Annotated in this window: 19 protein-coding genes, 2 pseudogenes and 1 riboswitch; of the genes and pseudogenes, 6 read left to right on the top strand and 15 right to left on the bottom strand. The window is 31.6% G+C overall.

The window, feature by feature from the left end:
* Positions 1-366: 366 nt before the first annotated feature.
* The 5 genes from sufB to sufC all read right to left on the bottom strand — a co-directional run bounded on the left by sufB (position 367) and on the right by sufC (position 5,848).
* Complete coding sequence (gene sufB / locus AC2FB1_RS07760; protein ID WP_490674682.1) at positions 367-1,764, bottom strand: Fe-S cluster assembly protein SufB; 1,398 nt, start codon at positions 1,762-1,764, stop codon at positions 367-369.
* 160 nt (positions 1,765-1,924) lie between these two features.
* Positions 1,925-2,386 (bottom strand): Fe-S cluster assembly sulfur transfer protein SufU, encoded by a 462-nt coding sequence (sufU, locus tag AC2FB1_RS07755; RefSeq protein ID WP_490674681.1) that lies wholly within the window; start codon positions 2,384-2,386, stop codon positions 1,925-1,927.
* The gene (locus AC2FB1_RS07750; protein WP_490674680.1) at positions 2,376-3,626 is read right to left on the bottom strand and encodes a cysteine desulfurase; all 1,251 of its coding nucleotides are present in this window, start codon (positions 3,624-3,626) and stop codon (positions 2,376-2,378) included. The genes sufU and AC2FB1_RS07750 overlap by 11 nt, the downstream gene beginning before the upstream one ends.
* Positions 3,627-3,656: 30 nt before the next feature.
* A complete protein-coding gene (sufD, locus tag AC2FB1_RS07745) occupies positions 3,657-4,964 on the bottom strand; it encodes a Fe-S cluster assembly protein SufD (protein WP_490674679.1) in 1,308 nt (435 codons plus the stop codon).
* Positions 4,965-5,086: 122 nt separating this feature from the next.
* Positions 5,087-5,848: a Fe-S cluster assembly ATPase SufC gene (gene sufC / locus AC2FB1_RS07740; RefSeq protein WP_070717830.1), complete on the bottom strand. Its 762-nt coding sequence runs from the start codon at positions 5,846-5,848 to the stop codon at positions 5,087-5,089.
* Between the two features lie 326 nt (positions 5,849-6,174).
* Here sufC and popT point away from each other — a divergent pair, with 326 nt between their 5' ends.
* Positions 6,175-7,032, top strand: a complete 858-nt coding sequence (popT, locus tag AC2FB1_RS07735) for a polyprenyl-phosphate transporter PopT (protein ID WP_490674678.1) — start codon at positions 6,175-6,177, stop codon at positions 7,030-7,032.
* A gap of 136 nt (positions 7,033-7,168) precedes the next feature.
* Positions 7,169-7,411 (top strand): annotated as a pseudogene (locus AC2FB1_RS07730) (IS5/IS1182 family transposase); the annotation flags it as partial.
* Here the strand turns inward: AC2FB1_RS07730 and AC2FB1_RS07725 are convergent.
* Complete coding sequence (locus AC2FB1_RS07725; protein WP_070717835.1) at positions 7,408-7,593, bottom strand: CsbD family protein; 186 nt, start codon at positions 7,591-7,593, stop codon at positions 7,408-7,410. The pseudogene AC2FB1_RS07730 and the gene AC2FB1_RS07725 overlap by 4 nt on opposite strands.
* A 150-nt stretch (positions 7,594-7,743) precedes the next feature.
* Between AC2FB1_RS07725 and AC2FB1_RS07720 the strand changes: the two genes are divergently transcribed.
* Entirely contained in the window at positions 7,744-7,908 is a 165-nt protein-coding gene (locus AC2FB1_RS07720) for a hypothetical protein (protein ID WP_490674677.1), read from the top strand.
* Positions 7,909-8,008: 100 nt separating this feature from the next.
* Here AC2FB1_RS07720 and AC2FB1_RS07715 read toward each other — a convergent pair whose 3' ends face one another.
* The 7 genes from AC2FB1_RS07715 to AC2FB1_RS07685 all read right to left on the bottom strand — a co-directional run bounded on the left by AC2FB1_RS07715 (position 8,009) and on the right by AC2FB1_RS07685 (position 12,445).
* The gene (locus AC2FB1_RS07715; protein WP_490674676.1) at positions 8,009-8,824 is read right to left on the bottom strand and encodes a MetQ/NlpA family ABC transporter substrate-binding protein; all 816 of its coding nucleotides are present in this window, start codon (positions 8,822-8,824) and stop codon (positions 8,009-8,011) included.
* Between the two features lie 20 nt (positions 8,825-8,844).
* Positions 8,845-9,540, bottom strand: a complete 696-nt coding sequence (locus AC2FB1_RS07710) for a methionine ABC transporter permease (RefSeq protein ID WP_070717841.1) — start codon at positions 9,538-9,540, stop codon at positions 8,845-8,847.
* Complete coding sequence (locus AC2FB1_RS07705) at positions 9,533-10,558, bottom strand: methionine ABC transporter ATP-binding protein (RefSeq protein WP_490674675.1); 1,026 nt, start codon at positions 10,556-10,558, stop codon at positions 9,533-9,535. The genes AC2FB1_RS07710 and AC2FB1_RS07705 overlap by 8 nt, the downstream gene beginning before the upstream one ends.
* An 83-nt stretch (positions 10,559-10,641) precedes the next feature.
* A riboswitch (SAM riboswitch) is annotated at positions 10,642-10,746 on the bottom strand.
* Positions 10,747-10,800: 54 nt separating this feature from the next.
* Positions 10,801-11,100 (bottom strand): thioredoxin family protein, encoded by a 300-nt coding sequence (locus tag AC2FB1_RS07700; protein ID WP_490674674.1) that lies wholly within the window; start codon positions 11,098-11,100, stop codon positions 10,801-10,803.
* Positions 11,093-11,479 (bottom strand): toprim domain-containing protein, encoded by a 387-nt coding sequence (locus AC2FB1_RS07695; protein ID WP_490674673.1) that lies wholly within the window; start codon positions 11,477-11,479, stop codon positions 11,093-11,095. The genes AC2FB1_RS07700 and AC2FB1_RS07695 overlap by 8 nt, the downstream gene beginning before the upstream one ends.
* Before the next feature lie 139 nt (positions 11,480-11,618).
* Positions 11,619-11,999 carry a glycine cleavage system protein GcvH gene (gene gcvH, locus AC2FB1_RS07690; protein WP_490674672.1) on the bottom strand — a complete coding sequence of 127 codons (381 nt, stop codon included), beginning with the start codon at positions 11,997-11,999 and terminating at the stop codon, positions 11,619-11,621.
* A 92-nt stretch (positions 12,000-12,091) separates the two neighbouring features.
* The gene (locus AC2FB1_RS07685; RefSeq protein WP_490674671.1) at positions 12,092-12,445 is read right to left on the bottom strand and encodes an arsenate reductase family protein; all 354 of its coding nucleotides are present in this window, start codon (positions 12,443-12,445) and stop codon (positions 12,092-12,094) included.
* Between the two features lie 140 nt (positions 12,446-12,585).
* On the opposite strand from AC2FB1_RS07685, the gene AC2FB1_RS07680 reads away from it, so the two are divergent.
* Together AC2FB1_RS07680 and AC2FB1_RS07675 are read left to right on the top strand one after the other, a co-directional pair.
* The gene (locus tag AC2FB1_RS07680) at positions 12,586-12,909 is read left to right on the top strand and encodes a thioredoxin family protein (RefSeq protein ID WP_490674670.1); all 324 of its coding nucleotides are present in this window, start codon (positions 12,586-12,588) and stop codon (positions 12,907-12,909) included.
* A gap of 414 nt (positions 12,910-13,323) precedes the next feature.
* Positions 13,324-13,600 (top strand): annotated as a pseudogene (locus AC2FB1_RS07675) (IS5/IS1182 family transposase); the annotation flags it as partial.
* Here AC2FB1_RS07675 and AC2FB1_RS07670 read toward each other — a convergent pair.
* Positions 13,597-14,136, bottom strand: a complete 540-nt coding sequence (locus AC2FB1_RS07670; protein WP_490674669.1) for a nitroreductase family protein — start codon at positions 14,134-14,136, stop codon at positions 13,597-13,599. The pseudogene AC2FB1_RS07675 and the gene AC2FB1_RS07670 overlap by 4 nt on opposite strands.
* A 69-nt stretch (positions 14,137-14,205) precedes the next feature.
* Positions 14,206-14,931 carry a type I 3-dehydroquinate dehydratase gene (gene aroD, locus AC2FB1_RS07665; protein WP_490674668.1) on the bottom strand — a complete coding sequence of 242 codons (726 nt, stop codon included), beginning with the start codon at positions 14,929-14,931 and terminating at the stop codon, positions 14,206-14,208.
* Between the two features lie 161 nt (positions 14,932-15,092).
* Here aroD and AC2FB1_RS07660 point away from each other — a divergent pair, with 161 nt between their 5' ends.
* Entirely contained in the window at positions 15,093-15,515 is a 423-nt protein-coding gene (locus tag AC2FB1_RS07660; protein WP_048680989.1) for an organic hydroperoxide resistance protein, read from the top strand.
* Positions 15,516-15,646 lie beyond the last annotated feature (131 nt).

Raw genomic sequence — 15,646 nt, 5'->3', positions numbered from 1 at the left:
GAAGCATCATATCATGTACGTGAATATATCTTGTGTTCATTGACATTGCAACATTTAAAAATGCTACTCAAATTGTTTTAAACTATCCATTAACATGAGATGATTCTAATTTAATGTTAAGCGCTTTTAATTCATTTTTGTTACTTTAACTATAATTGGATTATCATAAATCATGAAATCTAATTTAGTTTTTAATGGATATTTCACTAAATAATGACTAGATAAATAGCACATCCATAAATACGGAAGCATTAATGCAATAAAAATATTATTAATAATATAACTTTAAGACAAAAAAGAACTAGAATATTTAATTAATACAAACATTCTAGTTCTTTGAAATATTAGTCTAATCGATATATTAAATTATCCAATTGAACCTTCCATTTCAAATTTAATAAGACGGTTCATTTCTACAGCATATTCCATTGGTAATTCTTTAGTAAACGGTTCGATGAATCCCATAACAATCATCTCTGTTGCTTCTTCTTCAGAAATCCCTCTACTCATTAGATAGAATAGTTGTTCTTCAGATACTTTAGAAACTTTCGCTTCATGTTCTAATGAAATATTATCATTAAATACTTCATTGTATGGAATTGTGTCTGAAGTTGATTCGTTATCTAGAATTAATGTATCGCATTCAATATTTGAACGTGCACCTTTGGCTTTGCGTCCAAAGTGAACGATACCGCGATAGATTACTTTACCGCCGTTTTTAGAAATTGATTTAGAGACGATAGTTGAAGATGTGTTTGGTGCTTTATGAATCATTTTAGCACCTGCATCTTGAACTTGACCTTTACCTGCAAATGCGATGGATAATGTACTACCTTTCGCACCTTCACCTAATAATACACAGTTAGGGTATTTCATTGTTAACTTAGAACCTAAGTTACCGTCAACCCATTCCATATTACCATTTTCATGAACAAACGTACGCTTAGTAACTAAGTTATAAACATTGTTAGCCCAGTTTTGGATAGTAGTATAACGAACATGTGCATCTTTATGAACAATAATTTCAACTACTGCTGAGTGTAATGAACTTGTAGTATATACTGGTGCAGTACAACCCTCAACATAGTTTACTGAAGCCCCTTCATCAGCAATAATTAATGTACGTTCAAATTGACCCATATTTTCTGAGTTAATTCGGAAGTACGCTTGTAATGGTGTATCTAATTTAACGTTTTTAGGTACGTAGATAAATGAACCACCTGACCATACTGCTGAATTTAATGCTGCGAATTTATTGTCAGCTGCTGGAACAACAGAAGCAAAGTATTCTTTAAATAAGTCTTCATTTTCACGTAAAGCACTATCTGTATCTTTAAAGATGATACCTTTTTCTTCTAATTCTTTTTCCATGTTATGATATACAACTTCTGATTCATATTGTGCAGAGACACCTGCTAAATATTTTTGTTCCGCTTCTGGAATACCTAATTTATCAAATGTACGTTTAATCTCTTCAGGCACTTCATCCCAAGAACGTTGAGTATGTTCTGATGGTTTAACGTAATATGTGATATCATCAAAATCTAATTCTGATAAATCGCCACCCCATTGAGGCATTGGCATTTTATAGAATAGTTTTAATGCTTTCAAACGGAAATTAAGCATCCATTCTGGTTCATCTTTCATTTTTGAAATTTCTCTAACAATATTTTCTGTTAGACCTCGTTCTGATCTGAAAATGGAAATGTCCTCATCATGGAAACCATATTTATAATCTCCAACATCAGGTGCTTTTTTAGCCATTTCAATCACTCCTTAAATATATTTAAAACAATATGCGCATCATTTATCTTTCACTACTATCTATAGATATTGTAACAACATGCACACTACATAAAAAGATATATGTGTAAAATGTCACACCACCATAGTACTTAGCATAAATTCATTACTTATGATAATACTATTCTTCGGTTGTACCTTCTGTTTTACCTTCTTTTTGCACTGTACCTTTTTCTAAAGCTTTCCAAGCTAATGTAGCACATTTAATACGTGCTGGAAATTGAGAAACACCTTGTAATGCTTCGACATCACCCATATCTTCAGTGATGTTATAATCTTCGCCTAACATCATTTTAGTAAATTCTTGACTCATTTGCATTGCCTCGCCTAATGAATGACCTTTAACTGCTTCAGTCATCATAGATGCACTTGACATCGAAATCGAGCAACCTTCGCCTTCAAATTTCGCATCTTGAATGATCCCATCTTCGATATCAAATGTTAGTCTAATACGATCACCACAAGTAGGATTATTCATATCTACTGTCATTGATCCATTATCTAAAACGCCTTTATTACGAGGATTCTTATAATGATCCATAATTACAGATCTATAAAGTTGATCTAAATTATTAAAACTCATATGAGAAAAACTCCTTCGTTTGTTTCAATGCTTTTACTAATTGGTCAACATCTTCTTTAGTATTATAAATATAAAAACTTGCTCTTGCTGTAGATGATACATCTAACCATTTCATTAGTGGTTGTGCACAATGATGTCCAGCTCTCACAGCGACACCTTCAGTATCTACTGCTGTAGCAACATCATGTGGATGAATGTCTGCTAAATTAAAAGTAATCACACCTGCACGTTTTTCTTTAGGTGGACCATATATTTCTAATCCTTCAATTGAAGATAATTGATCATAAGCATATTCTGTCAATTCTTTTTCATGCTGATGAATGGCATCAAAGCCTATATTTTCGATATAACGAATGGCTTCAGCTAATCCAATAGCTTGAGCAATAATAGGTGTACCTGCTTCAAATTTAGTAGGTAAATCAGCCCATGTTGCATCGTACTTACTTACAAAATCAATCATGTCACCGCCATATTCAACAGGTTCCATGTTTTGAAGTAATTCACGTTTTCCATATAATACACCAATGCCAGTTGGTCCTAACATCTTATGACCACTAAAGCTAAAGAAATCAACGTCTAAATCTTGGACGTCTATATTCATATGAGGTGCAGATTGTGCTCCATCAACACTAATAATAGCGCCGTGTTCGTGTGCTATCTTAGCAATTGCTTTCACATCATTAATTGTCCCTAAGACATTAGATACATGGGCAATAGCTACAATCTTAGTATTGTCATTAATTGTCGCTTTTATATCTTCAATTCTTAGTTCACCATCATCAGTCATAGGAATAAATTTTAAAGTAGCTTTTTTTCGTTTAGCTAGTTGTTGCCAAGGCACAATATTAGCATGATGTTCCATCTCTGTTATAACAATTTCGTCGCCTTCTTTAATATTAGCGTCTCCATAACTACGTGCCACAATATTAATTGAGGCCGTCGTACCTCTAGTAAAAATAATTTTCTCAAAATATTTAGCATTAATGAAACGTCGTACTGTTTCACGAGCACTTTCATATCCATCTGTTGCTAAAGAACCTAGAGTATGCACACCACGATGCACATTAGAATTGTAACGTTTATAATAATCATCTAATACATTTAACACTTGCACTGGTGTTTGACTTGTAGCTGTTGAATCAAGATAAGCTAATCGTTTTCCATTAACTTTTTGATTTAGTATAGGAAAGTCTTCAATAATTTCTTGTATGTTTAATGAAGTTTCGGCCACTACCTTCACGACCTTTCTTTTATTGAAAATCTCAATGACCTATTTATTTACTTTAAGTTCGATGACTTCTCGTAATTGACGTTTCACATCTTCAATTGGTAATTCACGTACTACTGGATCTAAGAAACCATGAATAACTAGACGTTCTGCTTCTTTTTGAGAAATACCACGACTCATTAAGTAGTAAAGTTGTTCTGGGTCAACGCGTCCAACTGAAGCTGCATGTCCTGCTTCAACATCATCTTCATCGATTAGTAGAATAGGGTTTGCATCTCCGCGAGCATGCTCTGAAAGCATTAATACACGAGATTCTTGATTAGCGATAGATTTTGTACCACCATGTTTGATATATCCAATACCGTTAAATACAGATGAAGCATTTTCACGCATTACACCATGTTTTAAGATATAACCATTTGTTTCTTTACCATATTGAACAATTTTAGATGTTAAGTTGATTTTTTGATCACCAGTACCTACAACAACTGATTTTAGTTCACTTGTTGAACGATCACCAATTAAATTAGTAGTATTATCAATAATTTGGCTTCCTTCATTCATTAAGCCTAAAGCCCAATTAATTGATGCATCTGCTGCTGTCACACCACGACGAATAATGTGACCAGTAAATCCTTTATCTAGATAGTCAACTGAGCCGTAAGTAATATTAGAATTTGCTCCTGCAATAACTTCAGAAATAATATTTACTTGATTACCTTCACCACTAGTAGTTGAAAGGTAATTCTCAACATATGTTACTTCAGCACTTTCTTCCGTTACAATAATGGCATGATTAAATAAACTTGCGTTCTCATCGTCATGTAATACTACATATTGAATAGGATCTTCAACTACTATATTTTTAGGAACATATACAAATACGCCACCATTTAATAATGCTGTATGCAAAGCAGTTAATCGATGCTCATCCACTGTAACTGCATCTTTCATTAAATATTTTTTTACTAACTCACTATGATCTTGTAACGCTTTTGATAAACCCTCAATAATAACATTATTATTATTCGCTTGTTCTGATACTTGTGTGAAAGCTAAATCATTATTATGTTGAATAACTAAATTTTTAGAATTTTCTATATCAATAATATTTTTAACTGATTCAGGAAGTTCTGATACATCATGATATGAGTCACTTTCTACATGATGTTGTTTAAATGAATCAAAATCCCATTTTCTTAGTTTTGTTTTATCTGGTTTAGGCATTTCTAAAGTTTCTGTTAATTTCAAAGCTTTTTGACGTAGTTCAGTCATCCAAGAAGGTTCATTTTGTGCTTTAGAATAATCAACAAGTTGTGCTTCAGAAATATTTAAAGTTTCTGTTGTCATAATGCTTTTTTCCTCCTACTTGATGAAAAATTTTAATAACTGATTCGATATATGAAATATGTAATTACACATTTTAGAATCAATCAGTTCTTTTAATGAATAGTTTCTATTTATTTAATGACCTATTCAGTTGCACCAAATTCTTCTTTAACCCATTCATAACCTTCTTCTTCAAGACGTTTAGCTAATTCTGGACCGCCTGATTTTACAACTTTACCGCCATACATAACATGTACTTTGTCAGGAGTGATATAGTTTAATAAGCGTTGATAGTGTGTAATCATTAATGCACCGAAATCTTCGCCACGCATTTCATTGATTCCTTTAGAAACAACTTTTAATGCGTCAATATCTAGACCTGAGTCAATTTCATCTAAAATCGCAAATTTTGGTTCTAACATCATTAATTGTAGGATTTCATTACGTTTTTTCTCTCCACCTGAGAAACCTTCATTTAAATAACGTTGGGCCATGTCTTTGTCAATATCTAAAAAGTCCATTTGTTTATCTAATTTTTTAATAAATTGCATTAAGTTAATTTCTTGACCTTCTTCACGTTTTGCATTAATTGCTGAACGCATAAAGTCTGCATTTGTTACACCTGTAATTTCTGATGGATATTGCATTGCTAAGAAAAGACCTGCTTTTGCTCTTTCGTCAACATCTAATTCTAAAATATTTACACCATCAAGTAATACTTCACCTTGAGTAACTTCATAACTTGGATGACCCATAATTGCAGAAGATAATGTTGATTTACCTGTACCATTAGGTCCCATGATTGCATGAACTTCACCAGTATTAATTGTTAAATTAACACCTTTTAAAATTTCTTTATCTTCAATAGACACATGTAAGTCTTTAATTTCTAATGTTGATGACATTTATATTCCCTCCATAAAATATAAAGTTTTCTTAACTAGTTTATAGTAATTTTAATTTATAGTCAAAAAGACTTCTAACACTTTAATACATTTAATTATAACGTAAATAGTCCCTAATATAAACTTATTAAAACGACAAAAAAGGACTATACTTTCCTTAAAAAACATTTCAAAATCACTTCAATTTTTAAGTGCGACTGATAATCAAAAGGCATTTGTTCTCAATAGACATCTACATACTAATGATGATTGACTAACTTAATATTTCATTGTAAGTCAAAAATTTGGTAGTATTCGTATTAAGTTAATGGAGAAAGGAGACATTCATGACATTTAAATGGAAAAATATTTTAAAAGGATTTGCCATGGGAACTTCGGATTTAGTTCCAGGAATTAGCGGAGGAACCATTGCTTTACTTTTAGGAATTTATGACGGTTTTATTTCATCAATTAGTGGATTGTTTTCTAAACGATTTTGGCCGAGTCTGACATTTTTACTTCCTATAATGATAGGAATGATTTTAGCTATTGGGTTACTTAGTAATTTAATTCATTACCTACTTAATCACCATCACGTAATAACGATGTTCTTTTTTACTGGTTTAATTATAGGTATTGTTCCCTACCTATTAAAAACTTCAGATTTTAAAAAAACATTCACCATTAAGCATTATAGTTTATTAACTTTGGGCATCATGATTATAGTAGCATTAACGTTATTAAATCCTAGCACACAGCAATCAGGTTTATCTTTCCAATTATCTTTCGGTCTTGTAATTAAATATTTTATCGCAGGTATATGTGCATCTAGTGCAATGTTACTTCCAGGTATTTCTGGATCATTTATGCTACTTGTGTTTGGAGCTTATGGAACTGTAATGTATGCCATTTCTAATTTAGCTCAGTTAAACTTTATTGGTCTCCCTATATTATTGATAGTAGGCCTAGGCATTTTGGTTGGATTTTTATTTTCAAGCCGTATGATCACATACTGTTTATCTCACTATTTCACCGGAACATTCGCTCTCATTACGGGTTTTGTTATTGGTTCAGTTTATGCAGTATTTCCAGGATTACCTAGCACTGGAATAGAGTGGTTCATTTCGATTATCACTTTAGTGATTGGGTATATTGTAAGTTATTGTATGGGACTTATTACGTTTAACAATGACACACAGTCATAATTTCTAAAATAGATAAAAAAGAGACTGGGACATAATTCCTAGCAAAATAGCCAGTAAATGAGTTTATTATAAATTCATTTACTGGCTTCTTTATTTACAATACTACATATTGTTAGCTCGCTTACTTAGGGAATAGCTTCAGCATGTTTTTGGATTTATGAAGGCTATTTTGGGTTTCCCTCGAATGTCCGTTCGAGGGATAAATAAAGACAAAAGAGAACTAAGATTTGTGCTAATGGCACTTAATATGAGAAAAGTGACAGCTCAACGAACTGAAAATAATCAAAATAATTATAAAAAAGACAATTTCTATATTATTTTAATAGAAATTGTCTTTTTTCACTTATCCAAAAACTTCTTTAAATTAAAAACAACTTATTTGTCACCTTTGAGTTTGTCGATAACATCATTTGCTTTATCTTTAACATTATCAACAACTTCTTTAGCTTTACCTGACGCTTTGTCGCCTTTACCTTCTTTTTCTAAATCTTTATTATCAGTTGCATTACCAACTGTTTCTTTAATATTACCTTTTGCTTGTTCAAATTTATCTTCTGCCATTTTAAATTCCTCCTTGCTAGACTACGAAGTCTTAGTTAACCTTAAAATACCCAACGTATATTATAAATAAACATCATTTTTATGATTTTTTATTTTTTCTTCCTATTTAAAATAATTGCTATAATTACTGATTAACTGGAGATGATTGTTATGACATTTGTTAATTTTACTGCTATGACTGAAAAAGGATTAAATAAAAAGGTCAATGCCTTTCTAGAAGAACATCCTTATATAGAGATTATTAAATTTGAATATTCGATGGGGCAAGGTGGTATTGGCGTTGGAATACTATATCAAGATGATTCAAATTTATAATATAAATGAGTCTATTATTTAAATGTATATATTGATATAACATGCAAAAAAAACGGTTCACAAATTTTTTGTGAACCGTTTTTCAACTACATATTAATCATTATTTCGCAGGCACAACTGCACCTTTATATTTGTCATTGATGAAATCACGAATATCTTTAGATTGTAATACTTCAATTAAAGCTTTGATTTTTTCATCATCTTTATGTCCTTTTTGTACTGCAATTAAGTTTGCATAAGGGTTGTTATTAGGTTTTTCAACTACAATTGAATCTTTTTGTGGATTTAAACCTTGATCAATAGCATAGTTAGAGTTAATAATAGCAGCATCTACATCTTGGTTTTGATAGATTTTTGGAAGATATTCTGCTGATTGTTTATTATTAAATTTAATGTCTTTTTTGTTTTCAGTAATATCTTCGAATTTAGCGTCTTCAATTTTCACGCCTTTTTTAATTTTAATTAAACCTTCATCAACGAAGAATTTTAAGAAACGACCTTGTTCTGCAGGGTTATTTGAAACATATACTGTTGCACCTTTTGGAAGATCTTTTAAGCTTTTATACTTTTTAGAATACACAGCCATTGGTTCTAAGTGAACTTTACCAGCATCTTCAATTTTGTAGCCTTTTTCTTTACTTTCAGTTTTTAAATAAGGTACGTGTTGGAAGAAGTTAGCATCAAGTTCACCTTTATCTAACAATTTGTTAGGTGTCGTGTAATCATTGATTGTTTTAATTTCTAAATCATAACCTTTTTCCTTAAGAAGTGGTTTTGCTTTTTCTAAGATTTCAGCATGTGGTGCTGGTGAAGCACCTACAACGATTTTTTTATCTTTTTCGTCTCCGCCTTTACCACAAGCAGCTAATACAACTGTAAGTGTAAGTACTAATACTAAACTTAAAAGTTTTTTCATTTAATCTGTCCCCATTTCTATTATCGTTTATCAATTTTATTTGTAAGCCAATCCCCAATGAATTGGATTATAAATACAATAATTAAAATAAATACTGTTGAAACTAAAATGACATCATTTTGGTTACGAGTAAAACCAGTTAAGTACGCTAAGTTACCTAACCCACCTGCTCCAATTACACCGGCAATAGCAGTTGAACCAACTAAAGCGATAGCAGTTACTGTAATACCTGACACAAGTGCTGGCATTGCTTCTGGAAGCAATACTTTTCGAACGACTGTCCAAGTATTCGCACCCATAGACCATGCCGCTTCAATAACGCCTTTATCAATTTCTTTAAATGCGATTTCAACTAATCTTGCGTAGAACGGTGCAGCTCCAATGACTAATGCTGGCAGTGCTCCTGTTGGTCCACTAATTGTACCTAATAATACGCTTGTGAACGGAATTAATAACAAAATTAAAATAATAAATGGAATCGCACGGAACAAGTTCACTATAAATGAAACTACCGTATAGAAAATTTTAGCTCCAGGTGCATCACTTTTAGCTGATAAGAATAGTAACACGCCTAATATTAAACCAAAGATGAAAGCAAAAATGGTTGACACTATAGTCATATAAAGTGTTTCATAAATTGCTTGCCAAACTTCAGGCCATTGCACATTAGGCATGGTAATCATTTCATGGAAGATATCACCATATGATTTATCCATGTTTAATCACCTCCACATTCACGTGTTGATTATGTAATTCAGTTACGAATGAATTAAATCCATCGTCACTTATATGTGGAATGTGTACTATTAAAAATCCAACTGAACCTGTACGTGTATTTTTAATATTTGCTTCTAAAATATTTAATTCAATATTTTGCGTTCGTGTAATATCAGATACAATAGGTTGCGTTGTATTATTACCATTGAAATTCAATCTTATAATATAAGCATCTTTATTCAATGGTTCAAGATGTTTAATTGAATCTTCAAAGTCATCGTCTAAATCATCTTTGACGAAGCGTTTTGTCACCTCATGTTGAGGGTTTTCAAATACTTCATCGACTCTACCTTGTTCAATAACGCGACCATTTTCCATCACTGCAACTTCATCACATATGCGTCTAATCACTTGCATTTCATGTGTGATAATCACAATCGTTAGGCTTCTTTCTTCTTTTATTTTTAATAATAAATCTAAAATTTCATCCGTTGTTTGTGGATCTAGAGCACTTGTAGCTTCATCACATAATAAAACATTCGGATCATTCGCTAATGCACGAGCAATTCCAACTCTTTGTTTTTGTCCGCCTGATAACTCAGAAGGATAAGCTTTTTCACGGCCTTTCAATCCGACTAACTCTACAAGTTCTAAAGCTCTCTTTTTCGCTTCTGTACGAGATACTCCAGCTATTTCTAGTGGAAACATAATATTACTAATAACTGTACGCGACCATAACAAATTGAAATGTTGGAAAATCATACTTACTTTTTGTCGTTTTTTTCTCAAATCTGACTTAGAAAGTTTGTTAATATTGTCCCCATCTATAATGATATCTCCTGAAGTCGGTTCTTCTAGATTATTAAACATTCGAATTAACGTACTTTTACCAGCACCAGAGAATCCAATCACTCCAAAAATTGAGCCTGATTCTATATTCAAGTCAACGTGATCTACTGCTAGTACATCTTTGTTCTTTGTATGATAGCGTTTTACAACTTGATTTAACTCAATCACGTTAAGTGCCTCCCTTAAATTCCTTATGTAATTAAAAAATGCTTTCTCACCTAGAGAGATGAGAAAGCATTAAAATTATCTTTCTCTCATCTTTTAAAGTGTTTTACTTTATGTGAATTGGCACCATTTCTATTATAGACGGTTGCCGGGCTTCGTAGGGCACATCCCTCCACCTCTCTCGATAAGAGTTTTCGCACTATTTAATTAATTTATATCCTATCATTGTACTAATAATTCGTCAATCATTTTTTTAATTTTTCTAACAAATAAGGAACGGATTGAAATGCATAAATTCTATCTACTTCTTTATCCTTATTCATAATTAACAGTACAGGCACAGACATAATTTTATAGTCTTCACTAAAATGTTTATGGTAATTTAAATCAATTTTTTTAAGTGGTAATTGTTCGATGTCATTGGCAATATCTAACATGCGCTCTGAAATCTTACATGTCCCACACATAGGAGTATATCCAAATATTAAATGTCTATTTTTATCAAAGTTTTCTTTGATGTCTTCAATTTTAATAGAATTATTCATTCACAAGTACTAACCTTTCAGAACTTAAATTAGATATAAGTTTTTTCTCTTTTTTTACGTTAAATCCATATTTACTCAATACATGAGCAAGATAGTTTTTAGGACAACGCGCAACTTCACAATATGTTTTATCTACGTAGATATGTTCACTTTCACTTAAATGACGTTTAAACCATTTTCTAATTTTTTCGCCTTCATTATCTGAATCAGCAAGAATAAAGACCTGTTTTCCGTATAACGTTTCTATCATATCGTCTAATTTGTCGATACTCATTGTACCATGTGTACAAATAATATCTACAGGTTCAGCAATGACTTGTTGCACTTTCTTCTTATCAGATTTACCTTCAACAATGATAACTTTGTTTAAAATTGCCATGTTCATCCACCTTCTAAGTCGATATTAAACAATCATTTACTTTTTTCACAGTATTTATGAATATAAACACGATTTACAGATAATTAACATAATATAATAAAAAAACTCCTATGATTTAATATCAAGGAGTTTTAAAAAATTATTCGCCAATCATTTCAGAATATTGTTCAGCTGATAGTAATTCATCTAATTGACTTTCGTCACTTAATTCAACTTTTACCATCCATGCTTTTTCATAAGGTGATTCGTTAACAAATTCAGGACTATCTTCTAGTTCATCATTTGTTTCAACAATTTTACCAGATACAGGTGCATACAATTCAGATACTGTTTTTACTGATTCAACACTACCAAATGTATCCCCTTCATTAATTTCATCATCAACATCTGGTAATTCGACAAATACGATGTCTCCTAATTCACCTTGTGCGTATTCGGTAATACCAATTGTTGCAGTATTTCCTTCAACTTTAATCCATTCATGTTCCTTAGAATATTTTAATTCGCTCGGTACTGCCACGAAAATCCCCTCCTAAAAATAATTACAATTTAATGATGCCATACCGCAAGTTTTCGTTCAACTATTAATATTAAAAGTTGCGATTATACTTACTATAACCATACATCTTTATATTGATCTTCTTTAAACCCTAATGTGACTTTGTCACCTAAAACCGCTAGTGGACGTTTTACCAACATCCCATCTGATGCTAGAAGTTCCAGTTTTTCATCATCAGATAATTCTTTTAATTTATCTTTTAAACCAAGTTCTCTATATTTTACACCATGTGTATTAAAAAATTTATTTATTTCCACTCTTGATTTGGCTACTAACTCTTTGAATTCTTGTTTTGTAGGTGTATGTGTAACAATATCTATAGGTTCATAATTCACCCCATGCTCATCTAAAAATTTAGCAGCTTTTTTACAAGTTGTGCATTTTGGATATTGATAAAATTTAAGCATTCAGTATTAACCTCCTATTTAAACTTATTCTAAATATATCAAATTATTTTAATAAACGCTCTACTTTTTAAGCTTTATTTTTTTCTAAAAATGAATATTTAGTTATAATATATAAAAACAAGCTAAAAGGAGTGTAAAGTATGAAAAATATTACTACTACTGAAGAATTTAATTCAGTTATCCAAAGTGAACAACCTGTTATTGTAAAATTTGAAGCTGGTTGGTGTCCTGATTGTAAAGCAATGGATATGTGGATTGATCCAATCATTGAAAAATATAATGACTATAAATGGTATTCAGTCAATCGTGATGAGTTAGAAGATGTAGCATCAGACAATGAAGTCATGGGTATCCCAAGTTTACTTGTATTCGAAAATGGTCAAAAACGTGCTCATCTACATTCTGCTAATGCCAAATCACCTGAACAAGTTGAATCATTCTTAGCAGAAACATTTAATAAATAATTAAAAAGAGGCTGGGACATAATCCCTAACAAAATAGCCAGTAAATGAGTGTATTATAAATTCATTTACTGGCTTCTTTATTTACAATACTACGTATTGTTGGCTCGCTTTCTTAGAGGACAGCTTCAGCCTGTAGTCTTCAGCTTGTCCTGTTCCCTCAAGATTCTCGCCAAAATACTTTAAAAAATAAGACACTTTCGTATAATTTAATAAATATCACTAAACTAAATTAACGAGGTGCCTTATGTATAAAGATTAAAACATGACTCAACTTACTCTACCAATGGAAACGTCAATTCTTATCCCCACAAATGATATTTCACGACAAGTAAATGATATTGTAGAAACCATTCCTAAGACTAAATTCATAGAAAAATGACTGAATGATAGCACTCGAATGATGTGGCTAGCACAAAATCAAAAACCATCTACAGTCAAAGGAAAATTGCTATGGAGCCTGTTTTTTGATTTATGAAGCTATTTTAAGGTTCACTCGAATGTCCGTTCAAGGGATAAATAAAGCCAAAAGAGAACTAGGATTTGTGCTAATGGCACTTAATTATGAGAAAAGTAACAGCTCAACAAGTTGAAAATAATCAAAAATTATAAAAAAGACAATTTCTATATTATTTCAATAGAAATTGTCTTTTTTCACTTATCCAAAAACTTTATGACTCAGCCTCTTTTTTAGTATTCTGAGATTAAATTTTTATTTTTACGTTTCGCTTTAGGTGGAACTTCTTCTAAATCTGTAAGATACAACAAACCTGCGATAGCTTCATCTTTTGCGATGCCAAACGCTTTTCTTACTTTTGGTTCAAAGATGTACAATGGCGTTTTCCAACATGTACCTATACCTTTTTCATAAAGTAATAACATTAAATTCTGAGTGTATGCACCCATCGCAAAAAAGTTTTCACGATTTTGACGTTGTCTAGGGTCAGTTTTAAGTACTAAAACTAACATTCCTCCTAAATTTGTCACCGCATTATAGTGATCTTCTTGTTTTTCCAGACTATTTGGAAAAGCAAAACGTGTAATATCTCTACTCATATCTCCTAATCTATCTTTAGAAACATGAATAACTCTCCACGGTTCTCTCATTCCATGATTAGGAGCGTCAGTAGCTTGTTCTATGGCTTTAAATACATCTTCATCATTAACAGCCATATCATGTTTAAATTTCTTTATACTTCTTCTTGAAGAAATTACTTCTTGTAATTCCACAATTATCGCTCCTCTATATTGATAACTATTATCAATTATACGCGGATATCGATATCTTTTCAATGTATACTACATGTTTTCGTAAAATAATAATTGTTTTTTTAATTCTTTAACATGAATCTGTCCTGGGGCTTGAGGTTCACCCAAGCAACCATATGACATTGTACCACCAAAAACACCTTGAGCAGTTCGGGTCACTAATCCTATATGAGACATAGATATTCCAATAACATGTTGAGAAATCGCCTCTGATGTATAAGCTACTGCTTCTAATAGTGTTGCCACATCTTGTTTTTCCTTGGGCATTACTGCGATTTTTACATACTCAGGATTTAATTTTTGCATTTTATAATATGTAAATTTTATTTCCTCTAACGGTGGCGTTTCTGAAAAATTATGATATGACACAATTATTTGTTTCTGATGACGATGCGCATTTTCTATAATACGCTTGTATCTCTCATCATCAATAGTTGACTCCCATTCTATATCTATCATTTGAAATGAATCTATTGAAGAAATCGTTTCAATTAATTGTAAATATTCTTTATTTGTTAACTGACCTTTACCCCCTTGTGAGGCTGTGCGATATGTCACCAATATTTTGAAATTATCCTTTAATTCATTCAGAAGTGAAAGATTTTTTATTAATTGTTGATGATGATGACTTTCCCATTGATCTATACGCAACTCAATGATATCTATGTATGGATGATTTTCATTAATATTACTTAAAGTTTCATTATCAAGTATATCTTGAGGCGCTATAGTTACAGCAACCTTTACTTCTGCCATATAATCACTTCTTTTCGTATTATTTAGAATTTTATATTATTTTAAACCATTTATGTATCACTCGCCAATGTTTAAAATTCATTTTATTTTTTCGAATCATGGTTTAAAACTTTTTAGTTGGGTATACAATAAACGTATTCGAAATTTAGGAGGTAATAATAATGGCAGTTCAATATGAAACTAAAGCAACAAACGTTGGTGGACGTAAAGGACACGTACACACAGACGATAATGCAATAAATGTAGATGTATTACCACCACAACAAGCAGATGGAAAAGCGACTAACCCTGAACAATTATTCGCAGCTGGCTATGCTTCATGCTTTAATGGTGCATATGATCTTATTTTAAAACAAAATAAAGTTCGTGGCGCAGAACCAGAAGTAACTTTAACTGTACGTTTAGAAGATGATCCAAATGCTGAAAGTCCAAAATTAAGTGTATCTATTGATGCAAAAGTTAAAAATGTATTATCTCAAGAAGATGCTGAAAAATATTTACAAGATGCTCACGAATTCTGTCCATATTCAAAAGCAACTCGTGGCAACATCGATGTAGACTTAAATGTTCAAGTCGTTGACTAGTTAATATTATTCTTTACAATCTAAATTTTATAATTAAAAACATCCTAGGACATGGGCACTGAACCCTTAAAATGGGAACTTAATAAAAACACTATGTTCTAGGCTGCTAATTCTCTGTATTTTACAGGGGA

This window comes from Staphylococcus sp. CoH_129_LAB_1 (assembly GCF_058191515.1).
Note: the sequence above shows the minus strand (reverse complement) of the source record. Positions and strands in the feature narration are given on the sequence as shown.

Coding starts and splice junctions, on each gene's coding strand:
- sufB (WP_490674682.1), bottom strand. CDS start 1,764: ATGGCTAAAAAAGCACCTGATGTTGGAGATTATAAATATGGTTTCCAT.
- sufU (WP_490674681.1), bottom strand. CDS start 2,386: ATGAGTTTTAATAATTTAGATCAACTTTATAGATCTGTAATTATGGAT.
- sufD (WP_490674679.1), bottom strand. CDS start 4,964: ATGACAACAGAAACTTTAAATATTTCTGAAGCACAACTTGTTGATTAT.
- sufC (WP_070717830.1), bottom strand. CDS start 5,848: ATGTCATCAACATTAGAAATTAAAGACTTACATGTGTCTATTGAAGAT.
- popT (WP_490674678.1), top strand. CDS start 6,175: ATGACATTTAAATGGAAAAATATTTTAAAAGGATTTGCCATGGGAACT.
- AC2FB1_RS07725 (WP_070717835.1), bottom strand. CDS start 7,593: ATGGCAGAAGATAAATTTGAACAAGCAAAAGGTAATATTAAAGAAACA.
- AC2FB1_RS07720 (WP_490674677.1), top strand. CDS start 7,744: ATGACATTTGTTAATTTTACTGCTATGACTGAAAAAGGATTAAATAAA.
- AC2FB1_RS07715 (WP_490674676.1), bottom strand. CDS start 8,824: ATGAAAAAACTTTTAAGTTTAGTATTAGTACTTACACTTACAGTTGTA.
- AC2FB1_RS07710 (WP_070717841.1), bottom strand. CDS start 9,540: ATGGATAAATCATATGGTGATATCTTCCATGAAATGATTACCATGCCT.
- AC2FB1_RS07700 (WP_490674674.1), bottom strand. CDS start 11,100: ATGAATAATTCTATTAAAATTGAAGACATCAAAGAAAACTTTGATAAA.
- AC2FB1_RS07695 (WP_490674673.1), bottom strand. CDS start 11,479: ATGGCAATTTTAAACAAAGTTATCATTGTTGAAGGTAAATCTGATAAG.
- AC2FB1_RS07685 (WP_490674671.1), bottom strand. CDS start 12,445: ATGCTTAAATTTTATCAATATCCAAAATGCACAACTTGTAAAAAAGCT.
- AC2FB1_RS07680 (WP_490674670.1), top strand. CDS start 12,586: ATGAAAAATATTACTACTACTGAAGAATTTAATTCAGTTATCCAAAGT.
- aroD (WP_490674668.1), bottom strand. CDS start 14,931: ATGGCAGAAGTAAAGGTTGCTGTAACTATAGCGCCTCAAGATATACTT.
- AC2FB1_RS07660 (WP_048680989.1), top strand. CDS start 15,093: ATGGCAGTTCAATATGAAACTAAAGCAACAAACGTTGGTGGACGTAAA.